The organism is Lewinellaceae bacterium, assembly GCA_020636105.1.
Lineage (GTDB): Bacteria > Bacteroidota > Bacteroidia > Chitinophagales > Saprospiraceae > BCD1.
The window spans coordinates 2,614,636-2,637,207 of the sequence record JACJYL010000001.1; the positions used below are offsets into that span (position 1 = coordinate 2,614,636).

Genomic DNA, 22,572 nt, shown 5'->3' on the forward strand with positions numbered 1-22,572 from the left:
ATCTGACATCCTCATTCAATTTCTTGCGGCAATTCTTTCGTCTCCCAAAATCTTTCCAAATTTGGATATTGAGCATAAAAATACTCCCTGGTCTCCCGTACAATATGCTTGACAAATTCGGCTTTAAATTTTTTGTCCGTATATAATTTCTGAATGGTTCTTTTGTCATTCAAATTGATCGCGAAGCCTTCATATGCAGGTATTTCTTTTGCATTGATCACCCAGCGCGAAATACTTAATTTATTTGGTAGATTAGCGAATTTAGAGTCATGCGGGGGAGGATTTAAAATTCCTATAAAAAGGTTCCCTCCAAAATGACCTTCACCGCTAAAAGATTCAAGTGTGAATTGAAGTAATCTGTTTTCACTTTTCTGATCATCTCGTCTTATCCATATTTGGGCGTTTTTATGTGAAATGTCATTTCCTTGTTCAACAATAATTCCGGATAAATCTTGAAATTCTTTTTTAAGATCGTCCAATACCAATTTTTGAATCTCTGCACAAAGCGTTTTCCTTGCCTCTCTGGCGTTTGCCGCAATAGTTTCAGCTGCTTCGAAATTTGACAAGATAAGATTGTGCAATTCTTCTTTATGTCTATCGTCCATTTTTCCGGTGATTTTTTTTAATAGATTAGAATATTGTTTTATGCTTTCCCTCAAAATCGGATTGTCAAAAGCTTCTTTTTGACATTTAGCCAGCCATTTCAGGATATGGTCCCCATACGTGATTTCTTTAAAATCTACATCAGGTTTTAAAGTTGATGTACTAGCAGCACTAGGTGTTTCCCCACTTGAGGTTAAATAATAGACTTGATTTTTTCCTTCTTTATAGTTCCAATATCGAACTACTTGTAGCTCTTGTTCGGGAGCATTTATCTTATTCTCAATGGATATAGCATTGCCCTTATGGTCTTCAAGGTAAATATCGATACGCCCCCCAGTGGATTCTAGAGGTTCCTCTCTATTGATAACTACGGGGCCAATGTCTTTTTCAAGCATCACCCTAGTTGTGTTAATATCTAGGGTATTGTCCTCAATTACATCAAGAAACAATATCAAAAACTTATTTCCCATCAAATGACTTCCTTTGGGGTTCAGAAGTTCCCCTAAAAAAGCGGAATGAGTTCCATTTTCTTTTGTCTCCAGATTCAGAATAGAAAAAATATTAAAATTTTCCCCTTTTAATCTTTTCTCTATTCTTTCGTTTTTGACAACAATTTGGACCGATCGAAGAAGGTTGTGTATTTGTTGTAATTCCATATTATATTTTTTATTAAGTCCAAGCCACCAGTTAGATGTCTCCAGGAATCCCGATGATGCAGGCTGCAATTCTTTTGTCTAGTGGACTGGTAAGTTTGATGGCATTTTCAATATTTTCCAACTGCAGTTCTTTTGTATTCATTTTCTTTAAAACGTTGAACATTTTGCCAAGATGAACCAGTCTTCTTTTAGCTTTTTTTCTTTCTTCATTTAGAATGGGTTGAACAAAATCAATCCAATCAACAGCCAACTGGTAATAATCCACGCTGGAATCTTCTGCTTCGTTGTTTAAATTTAAAATTTCGTGCAGCCGTGTCAATCTGGGTTTATCATTGTGATCCAAAAAGCTTTTTTTATTTAGTTTTTCTTCAATCAGTTTTTTTAACAACTCCAGGGCGCGTCGCTTCTTGTTGGGCAAATTTTTGATGTACCTTTTTTTAAGGATACTAACAAAACCATTCATCAACTCAGTAATATCCTTAGTCCAGCTATTTTGATTTTCAGATTCTGACAGGTATACTCTCAATTGCTCACAGATGTATGTCAAATCAGAAGAAACATTTTCATTTTCAATCAAAAACCATCTAGGAGCTGTTTTTTCTGTTCCTTTAAGTGCAAAAAATCCAAATGGTTTTTTGGACTTCACTAAACTTACATGACTAAATACATTTGCTTTGGAATTACGGATTTGTTCATATGTGTCAGCATCAATCAAGTGATTATCCCCTTCTTTTAGATCTCTTACCTTGCGGAATGCATCCTGAATACCATCGGAATAACGTTCTTCATTTTCCTGTTTGTCCATATGTAAGGAGATCGCATCATCTGCCTTCAAAATGAAGTCACTAAATTTCTCTGGCAATTCGATATTGCTACCGATAATTTGTTTAACGGTTTCAGCTGTTTCGAAGAATTTCCTATCAGTTCTTAGTGCAAAAGCATCATGATCATCCACCCAGTAAATCTCAATGGCTTTGTGCGGGCTATCCATTCGATCTATTCTGCCAATTCTTTGCTCTGCCAACCGCATGACACTGGGCATATCAAGAAATGCAAGGGCCGAAGCTCTTTGCATATTCACACCTTCCGCCATAGCGTCAGAGCAAAGGCCAATCCATCCTTTTTCCTGAGATTCTAATCCAAATTTAGTCAAAGCAATATCCTTTTTGTCTTTTCCTCCTTTTCCAGTTACAATAATGGTTTTTGCATCTTTTTTTTCTTGATGAATTAAAGCATTGATGTAACTCAAAGAAATTAACCGGCTATCAAAGGCTAAAATCATCCCATGTTTTTCTAATAATTTAAGGAGTTGTTTTGCTTTTGCTATCTCCCTGTCTGCCGACATCTTTTTGGTTAATACGAGTATTTTGTTGTAAATCAGAATCTCTTTATCAATAGCCTTTTGATAATCCTCAAGTTTTGTCATCCAACCAGGTAAAGGAACCGTAACATTTGTTTTAGGAAGTTTTTCGCGGATTTTTTCAAGTTTACTGAGAATGTTTCCATTTTCGTGATCATCATCAATTTGTGTTAATTTCAAATCAACAAAGGCTTTTGCTGCTTTTGTCCCCTTTAAATGTTCAATCAGTGCTATCCTTGAAGACCGGATACGATTTTGGACATAAAAAGCTGAAAGTCCTGCAGAGGCCTTTATCCGGCCGGCTACGATTTTTGATTGTAATTCTTCATCTTCCAACTCAAATTTTTTGAGCCAGATTTGTTTGAGCCAAATCAAACCTTTCAGTTCTTTCACCAATTGATTAATCTCCTCCATCAATATAATATCCTTTTGAGATTCATTCAGAGGATAGGTAATACAATTGTGTTTGGGAAACTTGCATTTATCTCCCAAACGATTTCGGTATTGATCTGGGTTTCTTTCAATTATTTTATTAAGATCTTTTTTTGTTCTTCTGATGGTAAAATTCCTAAGAACCTGACGGAATAACTCAATGGTTTTGTTATTCATATTTTTGTTACTCCGCCTTACTTTTTCAAATTCACTAATTACCTCATCGGATAAATTATCCACATCCATAATTTCAATAAGACGGAATAAATCCTGTTCTTTTTTATTTATTGGCGTGGCGGTCAGAAGAATAATATGGTCTGCATTGTTCAGTGTAATATTTTGGCTTCTTTTCGATCCTGGTCGGAGAAAGTTGTGAGCTTCGTCAATGAAAAGGATATTGGTTTTAGTCAATTGGTTTCTCCAGGAGTCTGACCGTGAATTCTTCCGGTCACTCACTTGAGCATGAGTTATTATATTCAAATTGTTATAATAAACTTGGTCAGCTTCATTCTGCCAATTGGTTTTCACTGAGGACGGAGAGAGCAAAAGTGTATTGCTTCTATGACCTCTCCCGTTCATCCATAGCCTGTTTAAAATTGCAAGTTTGAGCGCCACCCCTAATCTTGTTTTCCCTGCCCCTGTTGGGTCAGCGACTAAAAGACTCCCATGATTATCCAAAATATACAATGCTTGTCCAATAGCCTGGATTTGCACACCCCACAAATTCATGTTATACAAATTGGAGAAAGTCTGAGGGTACTTTTTAATCCAATCCCCTTCGAGTAATTCAGCAATGGCCCTGGAGAGACTTTCCTGCCAGGAGACGCACCTAAGGAGGCTCTCCAGCAGTTCTATCATTTGCTTATTGAAACCTTTTGCTAGATTGTAATAATGTTCTGCAATAGACTGGATGCCATCATAGTCTTGTGTGCCTTTTTTACAACGTTTATTGGCCTCCAGCTGTCTTTTCATTCCACTCCATGAAAAATTACTTGATCCAATTATGGCGTTTTTTTCTCCGACATAAAGCTTGCCATGAAGTTTGTTTAAATATCGAAACTCAACCACACCTTCTTTTATTAATTCAATCAGGGAAATAATCTTGCCTCCATAAATAATCGAAACTCCTTTATCCAACCAATAATCTTTGATTTCCTCATCCAAACGGCCTTTAAAGAACTTTTGCCTGCCTTCACTTATCATTGGTTCATTACCCAAAACAACCCTTATTTTCTTAGCCTTAAGGCTATCAGGTTGATAAAAAAATTGGATGAGATAATCGAGCGAACTAAACCCGGTAATGATCAAATAATGCTCTGAAGTAGCAAAATCATTCTTTAAATATTTTTCAGTAACCTGGTCTTGTCTTGGGCTATTGATTGGAAACTCCGAACTAGAAGGAAGGTTCAGTTCTTTAAATGTCATTGTAATTTGTTCTATCTTCTTATCTTTCATTTGTTAATATCTCATCAAGAGATAAAAAGGAATTCCACAATTTCAAATCTATGTATTTAGATTGTTAAGTTAAGAAAAAAAAGGATAAACTGGAAATAAAACCAAACTTAAATGAAGTTTTTTGTAGATCTTAATCTTGGCTGGGATTATATGTATTGATCTCTGACTGGATATTCCGGCCATACTACTGCCCCCCATTCCGATTTATACTGACCCCGTCATTCCGGAGGTTTCCCCCCCCTGTTCAAATAGTGGATACATACGTTAAAAAATCCTCATGTTCGCATTTCAACAAAGTAAATGCGGATGGGGAAAACAAAACGTATGGATCAGGTAAAGTTAGTCATTGAAACTTATTTAACGACTCATTCCTTAAAAGCAACGGCTCGTCGGTTGCAGATTTCAAAGAATACTGTCAGATTTTGTCGTGACTACTTCATCTCAATATCAATCGATAGTCTTTTTGTAGAGCCCAAGAGCAGCATCAATGCCGTTCCCCCCTTAAACACAAAATCTAATTTACTTTCTACCAATCCTTCTAAAAGCAATAATGCTCGTATTACCTTTTCCACTAAGCCTGGATCTGCTTTTCCATTATTTTTAGATACTTGTTTAATCCATTCGGGACTCAATGATTGATTACTTATCATTTTCAAATTTTTGACACTAATTCAAATTTAGTGCCGTTTTATAGAAATTATCATTTCTCTAATCTCGTCTTTCTTTTTTCTCCTGTCGGCATATCTTAGGAGCTTACTTTCATTTATGGTGTATTTCTCAAAAGCTCGTTGAAAAATATTTTGCAACTCCGATCCTTGCAAATAAAAAAACAAGTTTTTCTCACAAAAAAGATCCACTAACAGCTTTTCTAAGGTTACCGTTGTTGTTTTCTGAATTTCCTGCAATGGTGCTTGCGAAATAAGATTTTGAATTACTATTACGTCCTTCATGTGTAAAAGAAGATTTTCAACCATATCCTGAGTTGGCTTTAAGTACACCTTTGAATAATTATCCTTCAAAAAATGAAAAACAGCCTCGACGCTATCCCGATCCACCTCCACTATAATAAATTTCACCCTGGAGTAATGCTGATATAACTCCTGGATAGCATCCGTTGTCCAAATACTAAAATCACTAAAAGGGAAATGCTTTTCTAACTGATCCGTAATAGAAATTTCTTTCTTACCTAAGAATGGCTTGAACTCAACCTGAGCTCCTGCAATATATTTGCCTCTTCCTACCCTACTTATAATACCACTTTGTACTAACTTATAAATCCTCCAATTGACGGTATTATTAGGAATTTTTGGTTCCTCCTCTGCATAGAAATTTCTTACATCTCTGGTGGTAAATATCCCCTGGTGTTTAAATTTCTCTAAAAGAGCTTCTATTTTGAGTTTGTTATTGATGATAATTAATTTGAAGTAAAGATATCAAATTATTGGCACTAATATTAAAAAAGTGTCGGTAATTTGATTTGAAAGTAAATTAATGCAGTGTGATATTTAACTTACGGAGATAATTTGATGAGCATATGGTATTTAAGCGTGACGCTTAAAACATCGGGGATCCATACGTTTTATTTTTCCCATGCCATAGCCTTTAGTGAGCTACGAACATGGTTATTTTATCCGTATGTATCCACAAATTTGAGGGGGTCAAACCTCCGGAATGTTATTAACATCCCCTATTGAAAAGGGAGGGGGCAAGCCTCCGGAATGGCGGGGTAAGACCAAATCAGATTAGGGAGGGGCAGAGCGGTCGGAATATCCAACTATATCTCTTCCTTGCCCCCCAAATACAAAACCCTAAAATATCGTCCTCCCTCAATCAGCAATCCTTCTGATTTTTTATGGGGCCAGTTTTTCTGGTAATCTTTGGGGTGTTTAACGTCTATGCCTATGACTTTTCCATCATATTGCCTGTTGACTTTTGACTGGATCGTATGGCCCACAACAATCGCCTTTGCCTTGAAGTTATGCATCGTTTTGTCTATCTGTTCCTGTGACAGGTCCTCTTTAAAATAACCTCTGTACCAGCAGATTCCGGTGCGGGTAGAAAGTATTAATTCATCATCACTGGTTTTTTCCCTTTTCGGATAATAGGGTTGGTAATAATTATTCCTGTTGATTTGATTGATCTCTTCTAAGCTTAGATCAGTATCCGCTACATCAGGATGCAGGCCTCCATGGGCAAAAAGATTCCCGTTGATTCGTTCTACCGTATTTTTGCTGGACATCCATCTGCCTAAAAAGGAATTATGGTCATAAAGTTCATGGGGCTGTTTTCCTAAGATGGCCGCAACGCCGTAGTATTTAGGGGAAGCGGCCTCATATTTCCCTTGCATATTTTTTAATTCGTGGTTGCCCAAAATATAATGAACATACCCTCCGTGTTTTTCAGCCTCCTGCTCCAGTTTGTAAATAAACCAGAGGACTTGAGTCGTGGAATAACCTCTGTCAACAAAATCACCCACCAAAACCAGGTGGCCGGTGCCAAAGGTCCAGTTCAGATCGGGGTCAATGACTTTATTGTTGATCAGAAAATCGCGAAAGGTTTTATAACCGCTTTCAATATCCGAAAGGGCTAAAACAGGACTGTTGTCCTGATAGGTGGTGGATGGCGTTTTAAATTGCGAACTGATGGAAATATCAAAACTTGTGGAGTCCAGGGGGAAATAACACTTTGCGTTAATTGTCGAGTCCGTTGAGTAAGTTTGTTTGTCCAGATAAAAGCCATCCGTTTTATTTCCCCGGATGTAGTTAACGTTTAAAATGCTGTCATTTTCAAAAAAGAGATAGGGGCCTTCCTGGTCCAAATTTCGCATGAGCGGATGGTCGCCGTAATGGACGGATCCGCCCAGATTGAGTAAAACGATCACTCCGATGAGGAGCAATGTTATGATGGTAAGTAACAGATGTTTTAAATAGCGCAGAATGCTTTTTTTCATGGTAAATAAGTGTTCAAATTAATTTATTGTGTGAATCAAGGGTTGAACCCACTTTGGGGTTCCTTTATATTCTCTTGAAAATAAACTGGTTACACCCGCGGTTATTCCTATTTAATCCTTTCAGGATAAAATGCCTAAAGTCCATGTTAACCCTTTTGATTTGATAGAATCGTTTTTCCTTTTTCATAAATGTTGCCCAAATGTAATCACAAGCTTAAGGGGTCGCTAGTAATTGTGACAAACAGAAGTCTCCCAATGATGCATAAATGAACCATGATGACAAAGTGACTTCATCACACTTTTGCCGGAGTAGAACCATCGTAAAGGGTTGTTGATCAACTTATTTTGCAGGCCACCGATATCCCCTTATTTTTGCAGAATGATTACAAGAACAAATAAAAACAGATGGCAATTCATTACCCTGATTGCTTTGGTCACGGCGCTCATCCCGGTTTTAATAACCGCTTTTGAATTGATCACGACCCAAAAGCATTCTGTGGTATTTTTGGAAAATTACCCTCCAATCGTCAGCATCCTTATCATTTCTTATTATGTCTTGTTATTGGTTTTGGGCATAACATGGCTGGTAAAACAATTGATGGCCTTCATCAAATTGAAAAACGAGACGGTAAAAAATGAACTGCAACACCTGCAAAGTCAGGTCAATCCCCACTTCTTTTTTAATATGCTCAACAATTTATACGGATTGGTGGAAAAGGATGCCAAAAAGGCCCAACAGCTCATTCTCAAACTCTCTGACATGATGCGCTACAGCATTTATGATGGTCAGAAAGAAGCGGTTACCATAGCGGAAGAAGCCGACTATTTGAAAAATTATATAGATTTACACCAAATGCGCTATCATAAAGACATTGATATAAAATTTGAGCCGGATATAAACAATGAACAATTGAAAGTAATGCCCCTGATGTTTATCATTTTGTTGGAGAATGCTTTTAAACATGGTGTCGAACATTTACGTGCGAATGCTTATGTGCATATCGAGCTAAATGCCACAAAGGATTCTGTTTTTTTTACGGTAGAGAATAACTTTGACCCGGAAGCATTGAGTGAACATAAAGGAGTCGGATTATCAAACCTCAAACGAAGACTGGACCTGGCTTATCCTAAGAAGCATACCTTATCCGCCCAGCAAACAGGTGATGTTTATATAGCGCAATTAACATTAAATCAATTATGATCAGGTATTTAATTATTGATGACGAACCTATCGCACAGGATATCATAAAAGGGTATTGTGATTTACTGCCCAACCTTCAACTGGCCGGGCATTGTTATGATGCCATCGAAGCGCTGGAATACCTTAATGAACATGCCGTCGATCTCATTTTTCTGGACCTGAACATGCCTAAGTTAAAAGGCTTTGAATTTTTAAGAACCTTACCCGCCCCACCGAAAGTTATTGTAACCACAGCTTACCAGGAATATGCTTTAGAAGGCTACGAACTAAACATTGTTGATTATTTGCTGAAACCTTTCAGTTTTGAACGCTTTTTGAAAGCCGTTAACAAAGCAATCAATTCCAATACTAAAACCCAACCTTCGGGCCCACCGGATAATAACAATACCCCAAAGAGTATTTTCCTGCGCAGCGATAAAAAATATGTGCAAATAAATATTGATGACATTTTATACATCGAAGCGGCCGGGAATTACACCAAAATAATTACTGCCAACCCTACCGTTTCCATTCGGGAAAAATTTTCCGACCTGCTGTCCACCCTGAATCAGGAGGACCTGATACAAGTACACAAATCATTTGCCGTATCAAAAAAATGCATTACCAGCATTGAAGGAAACCGGTTATTTATTGGCGAGTTTATTATTCCCATTGGGAAGACCTATAGGTTAAATGTTGTTCAGTTATTGGGGTGATGGGAGAAAAGCAGGGATTCATTATTAAGCCCTGATCAGGACTTAATCAAAACCCGCCAACCCGTCGACCATGTTAATTTTGTTTTAAAGTGATCCTTAGTATCGTGTAACAAAAATAATCGCTTTAAATAAAATTTCTTTATTCAAAAAATATAATTAATCTTTTGTTACACAGTACTTAAGGGAAGCCATCGGGGAAGGTTTTGGCCACAATTTAAAATACTTGAAGATAAAAAGAGTGCATAACAAAACCAGGGCGCAGGTCTCCAAATGAAAGGCATCACACCTCACACCTGGACTATTGGGGCAGATGCTGTTTTGTTATACACTCTTTTCAATTGCATTTAAAAAAATGTCGCATTGGGTTTTGGTTGATCGTTCAAAAAGTTTATTAATGAAAAATCAGTCCCGGCATAAGAGCACTGTAAAACAATGACCTTTTCCAGTCAACTGCCAAGTGCTGCTGAATACTGATCACTGATCATTCATCACAAAGATTCAATGGCTTCTGATAATTTCATTACCTGTTCGAAACTTACATTGTTGGCCTGGGCTAATCTTTCCTGGAAGACACTGACAATTTCCTTGGTAAACTCCCTCCATTGCCTGTCTTTCAAAAGGTAAATTTCCTCTTTGAGGTGTACGTGAGGAATTCTCATTCCACCGGGAAACGGGCGAGGCCAAAGTTTTTTTGCTTCAACTTTTTTCTTTGCTCCTTTTTTCTGAAGACCAGCTTCCGCAGCGACAAAAGTATTATCCTTCATAAAATAAGACTGGTCGATCGGTGCTAATTTATGGGCTTTGATGATTTTGGTAATAAGTGCTTCATTTTGAAGCCAAAAGTCATACGGTGGCATGCCATACCTCCATATTGATAACTTTTCCATATTTACTTCGAGATAACTCATGATATATATTTTTATTTAGTGAAAAAATAAGACATCGAATAAGTGATTAAACCGGAGATGCTCTTGTTATTTCCATGGTGAATTATTTTGGTTATGAATGTTAGACTAACCCATCAATTATAATGTTCAGACAAACTGTTGGTCATTAGTTTGCCGGCGGCGTGTTCGTAAAAGGTAGGGCCGAGTTCCCTCTCCAAGGTTTGAAAAACGTTAAAAGAGGTTTGTATGGCGGCTTTTTCAGACGCGCACATAAAGGGACTCACGCGATTATAATATCCCGAGGCCATATAATTGGAACAACCGCACCAGTTCATGCAATAATCCTTTAAGCCACAGGACATACATGCTGTATTCATTTCTCCGTCAGCTGCTTTATGGCACGACATATGAACCTGATCAACGCCCTCAAAAACGCTTCCGATGCAATGGTCGTTTTGGCCATTCCCTACCAATCGTTCACAAGGGTAAATATTGCCCTTTGGCGTAAAGGCAAATTCGGCATCCCCCATCCGGCATCGTTCCGATTCGCCGTAACCGTTGCGCAGGATTACCGTTATTTTGCTATCGATCAGACTGATAAAATGGGGATTGTCCTGCCGGTAATATTTTGAGTAAAGCTGGCCCACCTGATCATAAACCCCGGGCAATGCTTCGGCATCTGCTTTTGTCCAGGCCGCGGAAAAGTCGGGATTGAGGTAGATCTGTTTGATCCCCAGGGATGAAAAATAAGCAACGGTCTCCGGCAAATATTTTAGGGTTTCCGGTTTATAAACCGCATTGACCATCACATTGGGCAATGCTTTTTTAGCCCGTCTTATATTTTTCTCGACGATATCTGATGTTTTGTTTCCGGATACCAAAACCCGGAATTGGTCTTGTATCATGGGAGGACCGTCACAACTTATGCCAAAACTGACATCATTCTCATTGATAAATTCAGCAATATCATCAGAAAAAATGGTTCCGTTGGTGACCACCGATAAATTCACCTTCACATTATGGTAAAACGGATGGTTTTGAATCAAGGAAGTGATCTCTTTGATCAACTCAAATTCAAGCAGCGGCTCCCCGCCAAAAAACCCGATATTGATTTCTTCCTGCCCGATTATCGACTTTTTAAAAATAAAATCAACGACTTTTTTAGCTACGGAAACGGTCATCGTTTCCTGGTGTTTATCGATATAACAATAGGTACATCGCAGGTTACATTGCTGGGTTACAAATAGGGTAAATTTCATAATATTGAATATAAATAGTTGATTGCCAACAATTTGAAACAATTATTCATCTTGCTTTTTTAAGTGGAAAATCCGGTAAGCTTATGTACCCTGACCTATACTATCCGGGACTAGTTTTTGAAAATCGTGAGGTAAGAAAACAGATTGGGCCTGAAATTAAAAAGTACACCATGATACCGAGTTTTTAAGAGAAAAACACACAAATGGGTGCACGGTATTAAGATACGGGAATAAGGGACTAAAAGCAAATTTTTAACGGAATATTTGAGATGGCTATTGGATAAATTGGCAGTTTCCTTTTTTTCCTGATCTGTTTTTGAAAAGTGACGAGGATAGATTTGATTTGCCCCTTTACCCTGATGGCCGATGTTTTTGACCTAAGATTGAAAAAAGAAACCCATCCTTATCCTAAATTTGCCTATATTAACCCAAGTGGTAATGCAACTTGGGAAAAGTTCAAATTACAAATTACCGTCCTCAAATTGGTGATTTTTAGTTGATATCCCTTTGAGAATTGGGATTTGTATATTAAAAATTGCCAGGTTGTCGATTTATCGCAACCTGGATTATTTTAGTCAGGATCGATTGTATTTTTGACAATCAGTCAAACAAAAATCAGGAAACACTTTTGAAAGTTAACCGCATTTTTAAGATCTTCAAATATCTGGTCATCGGCATCGTCGTTCTGCTGCTGACCTTGATGCTGTTATCACAGGTCAAATCGGTACAAAATGCGGCGGCACAAAAAGGGGTCACATGGCTTGCTCAAAAAACAGGCAGCAAAGTAGGGATCAGAGATTTCCGCTGGCGTAAGTTGCGGCGGCTCGAGGTAAATGGTTTTTACATGCTTGATTTGCAGGGAGACACCCTGCTGGCTATGGATAAGTTACGGCTTGTTTTTAGCCCCTCAGCATTATGGAAACGAAAGGTGGTGATCAGTGAATTAGATTTGTCTGATGGTTTGCTGCGCCTGAGAAGCGACGAGCAAGGCATTACTAATTACCAGTTTATCCTGGACGCTTTTGCCTCCGACGAACCACCAGCCCCAGGCAAACCCTGGGAAATAGATCCAAAGGTATTGAACCTGGATCATATTCACTTTGACTATCTGGATGAACAAACAGGAACGCAAATCGTGAGCACAATTGATTCCATGGCTACTGATATCGACCACCTTGACCTGCTAAACCAACAAATCGCTATCAGGCAGCTCGCCTTGGTTCATCCTCTTGTTCATTACCTGTTTGATACGCCACCGGCACCTGATGTTTTACCGGCGACACCCGTTAGCGAGGTTAACTTTCCTGGTTGGGGATGGAGGATATCCGTTAAAACCCTGGGCATTCAAAATGGCGAATTCAAGTACAGGAAAAAAAACAATCACCAAACTGCCCCGGCCTTCGACCCGCAAAACATAGCCATCAAGGATTTCCAATTGGACGTTGGTGCTATTGAAATTGGCCCCGCTGAAATGGGTATGGACCTTAGATCCCTTGCGTTAAAAGATCATTCAGGGATAGAGGTCAAACAGCTAAGCAGTCAAATGCACTTTACAGATAAAATCCTCCATCTGGATGATTTTGACATCCATACCAATGATTCACAGGTTAAACAGTCCCTTCAATTGAGCTATCCGGATTTTAACAGCCTGGTGCATATTACCAGCCAGGATAGCAACAGGAACGCTGATTTCCAGGTGCAATGGGTGATCAAAGAGAGTCGTATTGCGCCCAAAGACATTCATTTATTGCTCCCGGAGGTACTGCTCCCCGATGATTCCCAACCCATTACCATTGATGCCGATATACAAGGTTCCCTGGCAGCACTCTTTATCCAACAATTGGACATTACACAGGGAGCGGATTTGCGCCTGGCAGTAATGGGACAATTAAACCATTGGTTAGATAAGGAACGGCTCAATTTTGAGCTTGACCTTAAAACCTTAACAGCCGATTATAAAAAGATGCAATCAGTTTTGCCCAAAGGCACCTTGCCTCCTGCATTGGAAAGCTGGGGAAACATGCAATTGTCAGCCTTGATCAACGGACGATTGGCTGATTTTCAAACCCAAAATATTAACCTAAAAACAGAAAGCGGCCCTCAACTCCTTTGTAATGCTCATATTAAAGGACTGCCGGATTATAAAACGGCCCTCTTTGAGATACAGATAGATCATTTGCTGACCCATCCCGACCAGTGGAAAGGTTTTGCTTCAGACAGCTTGCCCGCGTTTGTGGATGACCTGGGAAATATGGCTTTGACCGGAACCTATGCCGGAAGCCTGACTGACTTTACCACCGACCTTCTCCTTCGATCCGACATGGGTCAGTTACAAGTCAATGCCGCTTTTAATTTTACACCGGATTATTCCAATGCTGCTTATAAGGGAGATATTGCCCTGAAGCAATTCGACCTGGGAAAGGTCATCGGAGATCCCCTGTTGAGTACGGTCACGCTTATCGCGAATGTAGAGGGAAAAGGGTTGCTGCCTGAAGATTGGGACACTCAATTATCTGCCATCCTGAGTGACATGACCTATAAAGGATATACTTATAACAGTCTTAGCATAGCCGGTCGATTGGAAAAATCGGTCTTTGACGGCCTGGCTCAATTAAAAGACCCCAATTTAAATTTCACCTATGAAGGCCTCATCTCGCTGGCGGATACGGTGCCCGCTTATCATTTTGTTTTACAGGTGGATACCATTGACTTTAAGGCTCTTGGTTTGTCTGAGGATCCTCTTGGTTTGCACACCCGTATCGCAGTCAATTGTTCCAACCCCAAGGTGGATCAACTGGAAGGCGACCTATTTATTGATTACCTGACCATTTCTGATGCTGCTGTCCGTTATCAAACCGATTCCATAATCGTCAGCAGCCATTTGGACGCCCTTTACGAAAGACAGTTGAAGGTACAAAGTGATTTGTTGTCCTTTGGCCTCACCGGAACATATGAATTGAGCCAGCTTCCCAGGGTAGGCTCCACATGGCTGGACACCTATTTCCTGAATTCCAACCTGCTTTTTCGGGATCGGCCCGATGAAAAGGGCACAGACAGGGATACTTTGCTGCCCTCGCCGACCAATATATCCGCCTATCTGCATCTCAATGATCCAACAGCGTTGACGAGTATTTTTTTACCGGATTTAAAAAAACTGGAGGCCCTGGATTTGACCTTACAGTTTGATAATACCCGTGATATCTGGAACATCCAGGGCGTGGTACCGAATCTGGAATATGCAGGCTACCGGATAAATGGCCTTCATGTAAGTTCCCGGGCCAATGCTGATGGGCTGCAAACCCTCGTTTTTGCCGATAGTTTACATAATGGGGCCGCCAGTTTAATCTCACAACCCCAATTGACCCTGGTGTTACAAAATGACAGTTTACAAACAGACCTGACTTCTTCGGGTCCGGATACGATTTATTCGCACATTGGCGGAAACCTCACCCAGGAAGCTGGAACGCTTGTTTTTCGGTTTAACGAAAAAATACTATTGGACAGGGACGACTGGACCATTGCGGAAGACAATCAAATAAGGTATGACAGGAATCAGCAATGGATCATCAGCAATATGGCGTTCCAAAAACAAAAAGAAAGCATATTTATCGAAGGCCAGGGCGACCTCTCCGACAGCACCAGTCTGATCAATATTTCCTTTGACCATTTCGACCTTAATTACATCGGCATGTTACTGGGGTATCCCGATGGTTATACAGGAGGGATTTTGGATGGGAAGACCACCTTAAGTGATATCCAGGCCAACCTCCATTACCGGGCTGATCTGAATCTACAGGGATGGAAACTGGATACGGTGTTGGTCGGCAACCTCAATTTAAAGGCCACCCAATTGATCAATCAACCACTGATCCATTTGGAAGCCAATCTTGCCGGCGAAGGATCGACTATCCGGGCCAATGGCCAATATGATATTGACCAAAGACAATTTGATGCCGTGGCCGAAGTGGAAAAACTGGAAATGCGTGTCCTCGATCCTTTTGTAAAGGGATTGATCCATGACAGCGAAGGGTATCTGAATGGACAATTCAGCCTCAAAGGAAGTCCGGACCAACCTGTTCTAAACGGTACTTTAGTCCTGAATAACATAAAAACAGTCATTGATTATGTCAATACCACTTATCAAATTGACACGGGGTTCATTATTTTCACGGAGGATGAGATCGATTTTGGAACCCTGCAAATGACCGATGTGACTAATCAGGTATTGACATCCACCGGCAAGGTCAGTCGTCCGGTGGCTATTTTGAGTGGCAAAGTAAGGCATCAGTTTTTCGATCAAATAGCTATGGATTTGCGATTTAAAACCGATCGTTTTCAGTTTCTGAACACCACGGCAAAAGACAATGAGCTTTTTTATGGCACCTTACTTTTAAAAACGGATATATCCATCAACGGCCCGGTAGCCCAACCCGAATTCAACATCAACGCCCGCACCGAACCAGGCACCAAATTTTTTGTAGTGCCATTGACCGAGGAGCAGTCCATTTCTAAGGAAGATTTTATCGTATTTGGCCAACCGGCACCGGATAGTTTGGGCAGGGATACCAATTACGTAAAAAACTATAAGCTGACTTCTCCAGGCATTGATCTGCAACTCAACCTGGAACTGACCCCGGATGCCGAACTCCAGGTTATTATTGATCCGCTTACCGGCGACAAACTGGTGTGCCGCGGCCGTTCTGCCCTCACGGTAGAAATGGATCAGGCCGGAAATGTTTTGCTCAATGGAAATTACAGCATCACAGAAGGTACGTACACCTTTAATTATGAACAGTTGCTAAAAAGAGCATTTAAAATTTCCGAGGGGAGCAGTATTGTGTTTAACGGAGATCCACTAAAGGCGAAGCTCGATATTACCACCCTTTATGAAACCCGGGCCAATCTGACTGACCTGGTCCCTGACTACCCTTCTGCCCTCAATCAACGGGCAAATGTACAGTTGCAAATGAAAATAAAGGGAGACTTAATAAACCCGGTTTTGACCTTTGACATCCTGTTGCCAGGCAATACACAGGGATCCCTGGCGGAGGCCGCCAAAACACGGCTGGATCAAATCCGAAACAATGAAACTGAATTGAATACCCAGGTATTTGGTTTATTATTGTTCAACAGTTTTTTGAGCAGTGCCAATAACAGTGGTTCTGTTTCCAATGCAGGAGAAGCCGTCTTGCTGTCCAGTGTGAGTAAACTAGTCACCAGCCAGCTGAATAACTTTGCCAATAAACTGATCAAAGGAGTTGACCTTACCCTGGGCGTGGAAGCTTATAATCCCGGCGATGATGTCAACATCAATCCCGGCGTATCCACAGAAGTGCAGCTCGGCCTGTCAAAACGCATTTTTAATGACCATTTAGCGATCAAAGTGGGCGGCAATCTCAATGTTGGGGCTTCTGGTGAAGACAGCCAGGTATTGACCGCTTTTACCAGCGACTTCGCATTGGAGTATTCCTTAACCCCTTCAGGCAATTATTTGCTCAGGGTGTATCGCCAAAGCGATTATGATGCCCTGAGCGAAGGCAATGTTACCCGAACGGGAACAGGGATTTCTATCAGGAAAAAATTTAAAAACAAGGAGCGAAAACGAAAAAAATGATGGCCGGTCAAAGATACATACTGCGTCAGAACAATATCATCCTGTCACTGCTTGCTTTGGTGCTTCTGAGTGCCTGCTCCCCAACGCGCCGTTTGGAAAAAGGCTCGAAATTATTCGAGGGAGCAACCGTTACATTTACAAAACCTTCTGCGGTACAAAACAAAAAAAATTTAAAGGAAGAGCTGATTTACCAGGTTCGCCCGAAAGCCAACAGCGCCCTTAAACTGTGGATATTTAACCAATTCAAAGTCCCCAAAAAACAAAAAGGATTAAAATATTGGCTCAAGTATAAAGCAGGAGAAGCCCCGTCCATTTTTGACTATGACCTGTTGAACCGAAGTAAACTGGTTATGGAAAAGTACCTGGGCGATATCGGATATCTTAACGCCAGCGTGACCCTGGATACCATTGATAAAGGAAAAAGTGTACAAGCCGTTTACACTGTTTTCGCGCCGAAAAAATACCGGATCAATGAAATATTTCTGCCGGCAGGAAAGTCGGTTTTGGATACCTTAACCCGTAGGAACCAACAACAATCCTTTTTAAAAAAGGGAAGCATTTATCGCACGGAAAACCTGAACAATGAAAGAACCCGGTTGGTTAATATCGCTACCCGGAATGGTTATTATGGGTTAACACAAAATGATATTTATTATTATGTGGACACCACGCAACAGGATGATCTGGTCAATGTATATTTGGAATGGAAGCCATCCAATGACAAGGAAGATATTAAACAGTCCCGGCTTGGAACGACCACCGTATATGCGACTCATTCCCTGTCAAATGTGCCCGACCAGACCACCGACACCATTGAATACAAGGAGTTGACCATCATAGAAAATTACTATTATTTAAAGAACAAGCTGTTACGACGATCCATAAGCGGCCAGCCAGGTGAGCTGTATAACAGTCAGCAACAACTGGGCAATATCAATTACCTGCAAAATTTAGAGGTTTATAAACTGATCAATTTACGTTATAAACAGAGGACGGTCGACGATCAGCTTTATCTGGATCGCTATTTTTACCTCATGCCTGCCCAGGTGCGGGATTTGCGGTTTGATTTTGAGGCCAATACACGGTCAGGTAGTTATTTTGGCATATCCACTGCTATCAATTATTCCAATAAAAACTGGCTTGGAGGAGCAGAGCGGCTGGATTTGAGTTTTTCCGTTGGAGGAGAAACGCAGGTGGGCAATAGCTCAAAGTTCATCAACACCCTGGTCGTTTCAGCGGCGGCCTCTGTATCCCTTCCCAATTTATTGGTGCCTTTCAAGATAAAGCGATTATACAGGGGCGCTGTGCCACGCACCCGGTTCACCTTGTCGGATGCCTACCAGGTAAGGAATGGTTTTTTTACGACCAACGGGCTCACCGGCGAAGCCATCTATGACTGGCGGTCCAGTAAACAATGGCAGCATTTATTTTCGCCCGTTTCCATTAACCAGACCACCACTTTTAATATCACCGAGGACTTCCAACAAGAACTGGATGCCGATCGGCGACTGAGGGAAAGCTTTGGAAATATCTTAATCCCGGGAGGAAGTTATCAATTCAATCATTCCACCCAGGAACTTAATAAAATACAACCTTATCATTATTGGTCCGGCTCGATTGAATACGCGGGCAATATTCCTTACTTACTATCCAAAGCGGTTAAACCCTCCCAATCTACCTATACCCTTTTTGGAACTCCCTTTGCTCAATTTATAAGGCTCTACTCGGACTTTCGTTATTACCAACAGCGCCGATCACATACCTGGGCCTTTCGGGCAAGCGGAGGACTGATCGCCGCTTACGGAAATACAACGGTTGCCCCTTACTCCAGGCAGTTTTTTATTGGAGGATCCAACAGCCTCCGGGCTTTCCGGTTGCGGGAATTGGGTCCTGGAAGTTATATCAACCCGGTCGCCAATGATAAAAATTATTTTGATCAAACCGGGGATATTAAGATTGAGTTTAATGCGGAATATCGTTTTGATATCGCCTCCTATTTAAAAGGAGCGGCCTTTGTAGATGCCGGCAATATATGGTTGCTTAATGATACCATTGGAGCACAGGCCGAAGGAAAGTTTAACGGCTCAACATTTTACAAGGAGATCGCCGTAGGAACAGGGATTGGTCTGCGCATAGACTTCGAATATTTTGTGATTCGCCTCGATGGAGCTTTCCCCATCCGAAAGCCTGTTTCAGAACAGGGTTTTCAATGGACCTTTAAGGATTTGAAATTTTTAAATGCGGGCTGGCGTTCCGAGAATGTAGTGTTTCATTTGGCTATTGGGTATCCGTTTTGAGTGGTTTTGATTTTACTGCTATTTATTCTATTAAAATGATTATCGTGTAACAAAAATAATCGCTTTAAATAAAATTTCGATTGCCCAGTGCTTATTGAAATTAAATAATGAACCGCCGAATTAAAATTAGGTGCAGAGCACCTTAATCTGTGTTGGCAAACACAGATTAAGGAGATTCAAGGTGCAGCGCACCGCAACCTAAACCTTCGAACATCGAAAGAATGTTGCGGTGCGCTGCACCTTAGATAGATTTTTTAATCTTTTTACAACAAATTTTTCGGTGCTCTGCACCTATTATAATTTTCTGCGGTTATTAAATCAAATTCAATAAGCAAAGGGCGATGGAGGGCCTTTTTAAAATTTGATTCCCAGGAAAAATATGTAAAATTTCCCTATTCAAAAACTATAATGAATCAAATCTCTTCCAACATAACCTTCACCCCGGGTTTCGGCGTCAAAATAACGCGATGATCTGTTTCGAATGGCTGTCCTTTTACCAGTGAAAATCTGAAAGTCTTCAAAATCATAGGGACTATGATCAGCATTTCTATCATGGCTAAATTTTCCCCGAGACATTTTCGGGGTCCCATGCCAAAAGGAAAAAAAGAATAATCGGTCGCGGAAAAAAAATCACGGTTTGGATAAAAAGATTCGGGATTTTCCCAAAAATCGGGATTTCGGTGGGTGGTGTAAGGAGAGGTAATAATCGTTGCTCCGGGTTCGATTTCATAGCCCCCGATTTCATCGGCTTCCACTGCACTTCTCCAAATGGTCCAGCCAGTGGGATGGAGCCGAAGTGCCTCAAACAGGCAGTTAGTCGTTTTTTTAAGCCGGCTCATTTTTTCATAATCAAAACTGCCCTCACCCCAAACCAACTGGCATTCATCGTTGATTTCTTTAATATGTCCGGGATTATGCCCGAGTTCAAAAAACAACCATGCAACAGCGGCAGAGGTCGTCAGATAACCGGCCGGGGTCATGGTTTTAATTTCTTCAACGATCAGCCGGTCAGACAGGCCCTGACCGGTTTCAGGGTTTTTATACTGAAGCAGGAAATCGAGAAGATCCCCGCGTTTGCCGATTTCTTTCCTCCGTTCCTGAACAATGTTCAGGATCAGATTTTCAAGCTTTTTATTGGAAAAATAAAAGGTTAGATTAGCGTAGGTCGGAAGCCATTTGGAAAAGTAAAACGGCACCGGCGCCCCCACGTAATCAATGCCCAATTCTGCCGGTTTGAACACCTGGTCCCGGATTCCGTCTGTGGGATAACCAAACAACACCCTCCAAAGCATATCAAGGGTCAGGTTTTGCATTTCACTGTGCACCTCAACGAATTCACCGGCACGTGCCTTTGCTTTCCATTTTTCAATTAAATGCTCCGTTTGGGACTCAAGGATATGAAAAACATTTTCCAAATATTTTTTTTGAAAAACAGGGCTGATGATTTTCCGCTGCTGCGCCCAAAGGTCCCCTTCAGCCACTACACTTCCATTGCCGAATAACGCCCTGAATCGCCTCGAAACGAAATCCTGTCTGACAAAATTAACGGCATGGTGAGACAACACATATTTCGCATAATCGGGATGGCTCAATAAATACATTGGCCGTACAAACGGGACCTTGCAGCGAACGATCCCTCCATATTTTTTTCGCAAATCGTTGAAAAAATCAGGCGTTGTCTGCTTAACCCCTTTGATAAATTCCATCGTTGTGGGACCGGATGCTTTCATAACTATTATGTTTTGTTTTCCAAAGGATTCCCCTGACCCTAAAGATAAAGTTTTCCGTATATAATTTTATCTTTGTTAGGAGAACAAAATGGAGCCCTATGCTAATAACCAAAATACCTGTTCACAAGGGAAACAATTTCCTGGGCATCTCTACCGGTTTTCTTCGCAACCCGGCATTGTTTACCATAGAAGAAGGGCTGGCAAAGGGAGATTTCTACAAAGTGACCCTCCCAGGTTACAATTTGTTCATCGTTACCGATCCCGAAATTTTACATCATATAATGATCGCCAATGAATCGTCTTACGAAAAAAGTAAGATGTATTGGAAACAACTTCGAGCCATTATTGGCCGGGCTATGGGAAGTCTGGAGGGGGACGATTGGTTGTTTTTGCGCACATTACAAAGTCCGTTTTTCACCAAAACAAAAGTCAGGGCATATCTTTCTGACGTGGCGGAAATATCCCGCAAACACCTGGATCACTGGCAGGTAGGTGAGGGAAAGGAAATAGATGCGCTCCGTCTTTTTTCAAGGATGAATACCGAAATCATTTTGAAAACCATTTTCGGATTGGATGCAGCGGAAACTTATGAGCAAATCGCAGTGAAAATTGGTGACGGGCAGGAGACCATTTCATGGAGAAGTCAATTCCCCTGGCGACCGCTGACGGGTTGGTTGAACGGGCGGAATCAACGGGCGCAAAAGCATTTGCTTTTCTTTGACGACTATTGCGCAAAAAGTATTTTAAAAGCAAAAAGCGAGGAAAATTTTAAAGCCGATAAAAACCTACTGAACCGGTTGATCGACGAACCAAATCTTTCACAAAAAGATATTCGAAACGAGTTGATTGTGCATCTGGGCGCAAGCACCGAAACGGCAGCGGTCGGAGAAGCCTGGGCCCTGTATCTATTGGCACGTCATCCTAAAGTACTGAATAAGGTCAGGGCTGAAATCAGCCGGGTAACAGGTGACAAAGCATTGAAAGGAGAGCATACCTATCAACTAAACTACACAGAACAGGTAATTAAAGAGTCAATGCGATTATATCCGCCAAGTTATGCTTCGCTTCGGGATTGTATTGAAGAAGATGAAATCCAGGGGGTTAAAATTAAAAAAGGAGATTCATTTTTCATCAGCCTTTTCGCCCTGCATCGTCATCCGAAATATTGGGAGCAGCCAGACGAATTCATACCGGAGCGATTTGATCCCGAAAACAAAACGCCTGTTCCGTCCAACTGTTACCACCCCTACGGCGTTGGCAAACATCATTGCATTGGCCGGTATTTTGCCACGCCTATGATGGTGCTTACGATCGCCCAAATTTGCCGGCATTTTGATTTTGAATGGATGGAAAAAGGACATAAGCACCCCCTTTCCCTTTCCACACTGAAACCAAAAAACGGCATGGTGATGCGCTTTACAAAAAGAACTTAA

The 22,572-nt window shown here is 40.9% G+C and carries 13 protein-coding genes; 5 read left to right on the forward strand and 8 right to left on the reverse strand.

All coding sequences use genetic code 11. The annotated features are described in order from the left end of the window. Window positions 1-11: 11 nt before the first annotated feature. From H6571_09855 to H6571_09875, 5 genes are all read right to left on the reverse strand, one after another. Complete coding sequence (locus tag H6571_09855) at window positions 12-1,259, reverse strand: PD-(D/E)XK nuclease family protein (protein MCB9324025.1); 1,248 nt, start codon at window positions 1,257-1,259, stop codon at window positions 12-14. 31 nt (window positions 1,260-1,290) lie between these two features. Then, entirely contained in the window at window positions 1,291-4,506 is a 3,216-nt protein-coding gene (locus H6571_09860) for a hypothetical protein (GenBank protein ID MCB9324026.1), read from the reverse strand. Between the two features lie 431 nt (window positions 4,507-4,937). Further along, on the reverse strand, window positions 4,938-5,156 hold the full coding sequence (locus H6571_09865; GenBank protein MCB9324027.1) for a nucleotidyl transferase AbiEii/AbiGii toxin family protein: 219 nt from the start codon (window positions 5,154-5,156) through the stop codon (window positions 4,938-4,940). A gap of 27 nt (window positions 5,157-5,183) precedes the next feature. Next, entirely contained in the window at window positions 5,184-5,921 is a 738-nt protein-coding gene (locus tag H6571_09870; GenBank protein ID MCB9324028.1) for a type IV toxin-antitoxin system AbiEi family antitoxin domain-containing protein, read from the reverse strand. Window positions 5,922-6,280: 359 nt separating this feature from the next. Continuing rightward, window positions 6,281-7,456, reverse strand: coding sequence for a hypothetical protein (locus H6571_09875; GenBank protein ID MCB9324029.1), 1,176 nt, complete (start codon window positions 7,454-7,456; stop codon window positions 6,281-6,283). A gap of 379 nt (window positions 7,457-7,835) precedes the next feature. Between H6571_09875 and H6571_09880 the strand changes: the two genes are divergently transcribed. Further along, on the forward strand, window positions 7,836-8,657 hold the full coding sequence (locus H6571_09880; GenBank protein ID MCB9324030.1) for a histidine kinase: 822 nt from the start codon (window positions 7,836-7,838) through the stop codon (window positions 8,655-8,657). Then, entirely contained in the window at window positions 8,654-9,352 is a 699-nt protein-coding gene (locus tag H6571_09885; GenBank protein MCB9324031.1) for a response regulator transcription factor, read from the forward strand. The genes H6571_09880 and H6571_09885 overlap by 4 nt, the downstream gene beginning before the upstream one ends. A 488-nt stretch (window positions 9,353-9,840) precedes the next feature. Here H6571_09885 and H6571_09890 read toward each other — a convergent pair whose 3' ends face one another. Together H6571_09890 and H6571_09895 are read right to left on the reverse strand one after the other, a co-directional pair. Then, window positions 9,841-10,260, reverse strand: coding sequence for a hypothetical protein (locus H6571_09890; GenBank protein ID MCB9324032.1), 420 nt, complete (start codon window positions 10,258-10,260; stop codon window positions 9,841-9,843). Window positions 10,261-10,373: 113 nt separating this feature from the next. Beyond that, on the reverse strand, window positions 10,374-11,498 hold the full coding sequence (locus H6571_09895; GenBank protein MCB9324033.1) for a radical SAM protein: 1,125 nt from the start codon (window positions 11,496-11,498) through the stop codon (window positions 10,374-10,376). A 628-nt stretch (window positions 11,499-12,126) separates the two neighbouring features. Here H6571_09895 and H6571_09900 point away from each other — a divergent pair. Beyond that, complete coding sequence (locus tag H6571_09900; protein MCB9324034.1) at window positions 12,127-17,112, forward strand: translocation/assembly module TamB domain-containing protein; 4,986 nt, start codon at window positions 12,127-12,129, stop codon at window positions 17,110-17,112. After that, entirely contained in the window at window positions 17,109-19,409 is a 2,301-nt protein-coding gene (locus tag H6571_09905) for a BamA/TamA family outer membrane protein (protein ID MCB9324035.1), read from the forward strand. The genes H6571_09900 and H6571_09905 overlap by 4 nt, the downstream gene beginning before the upstream one ends. Before the next feature lie 413 nt (window positions 19,410-19,822). On the opposite strand, the gene H6571_09910 is transcribed toward H6571_09905, so the two are convergent. Beyond that, window positions 19,823-21,139: a cytochrome P450 gene (locus H6571_09910; protein MCB9324036.1), complete on the reverse strand. Its 1,317-nt coding sequence runs from the start codon at window positions 21,137-21,139 to the stop codon at window positions 19,823-19,825. A gap of 98 nt (window positions 21,140-21,237) precedes the next feature. On the opposite strand from H6571_09910, the gene H6571_09915 reads away from it, so the two are divergent. Beyond that, window positions 21,238-22,572: a cytochrome P450 gene (locus tag H6571_09915; protein ID MCB9324037.1), complete on the forward strand. Its 1,335-nt coding sequence runs from the start codon at window positions 21,238-21,240 to the stop codon at window positions 22,570-22,572.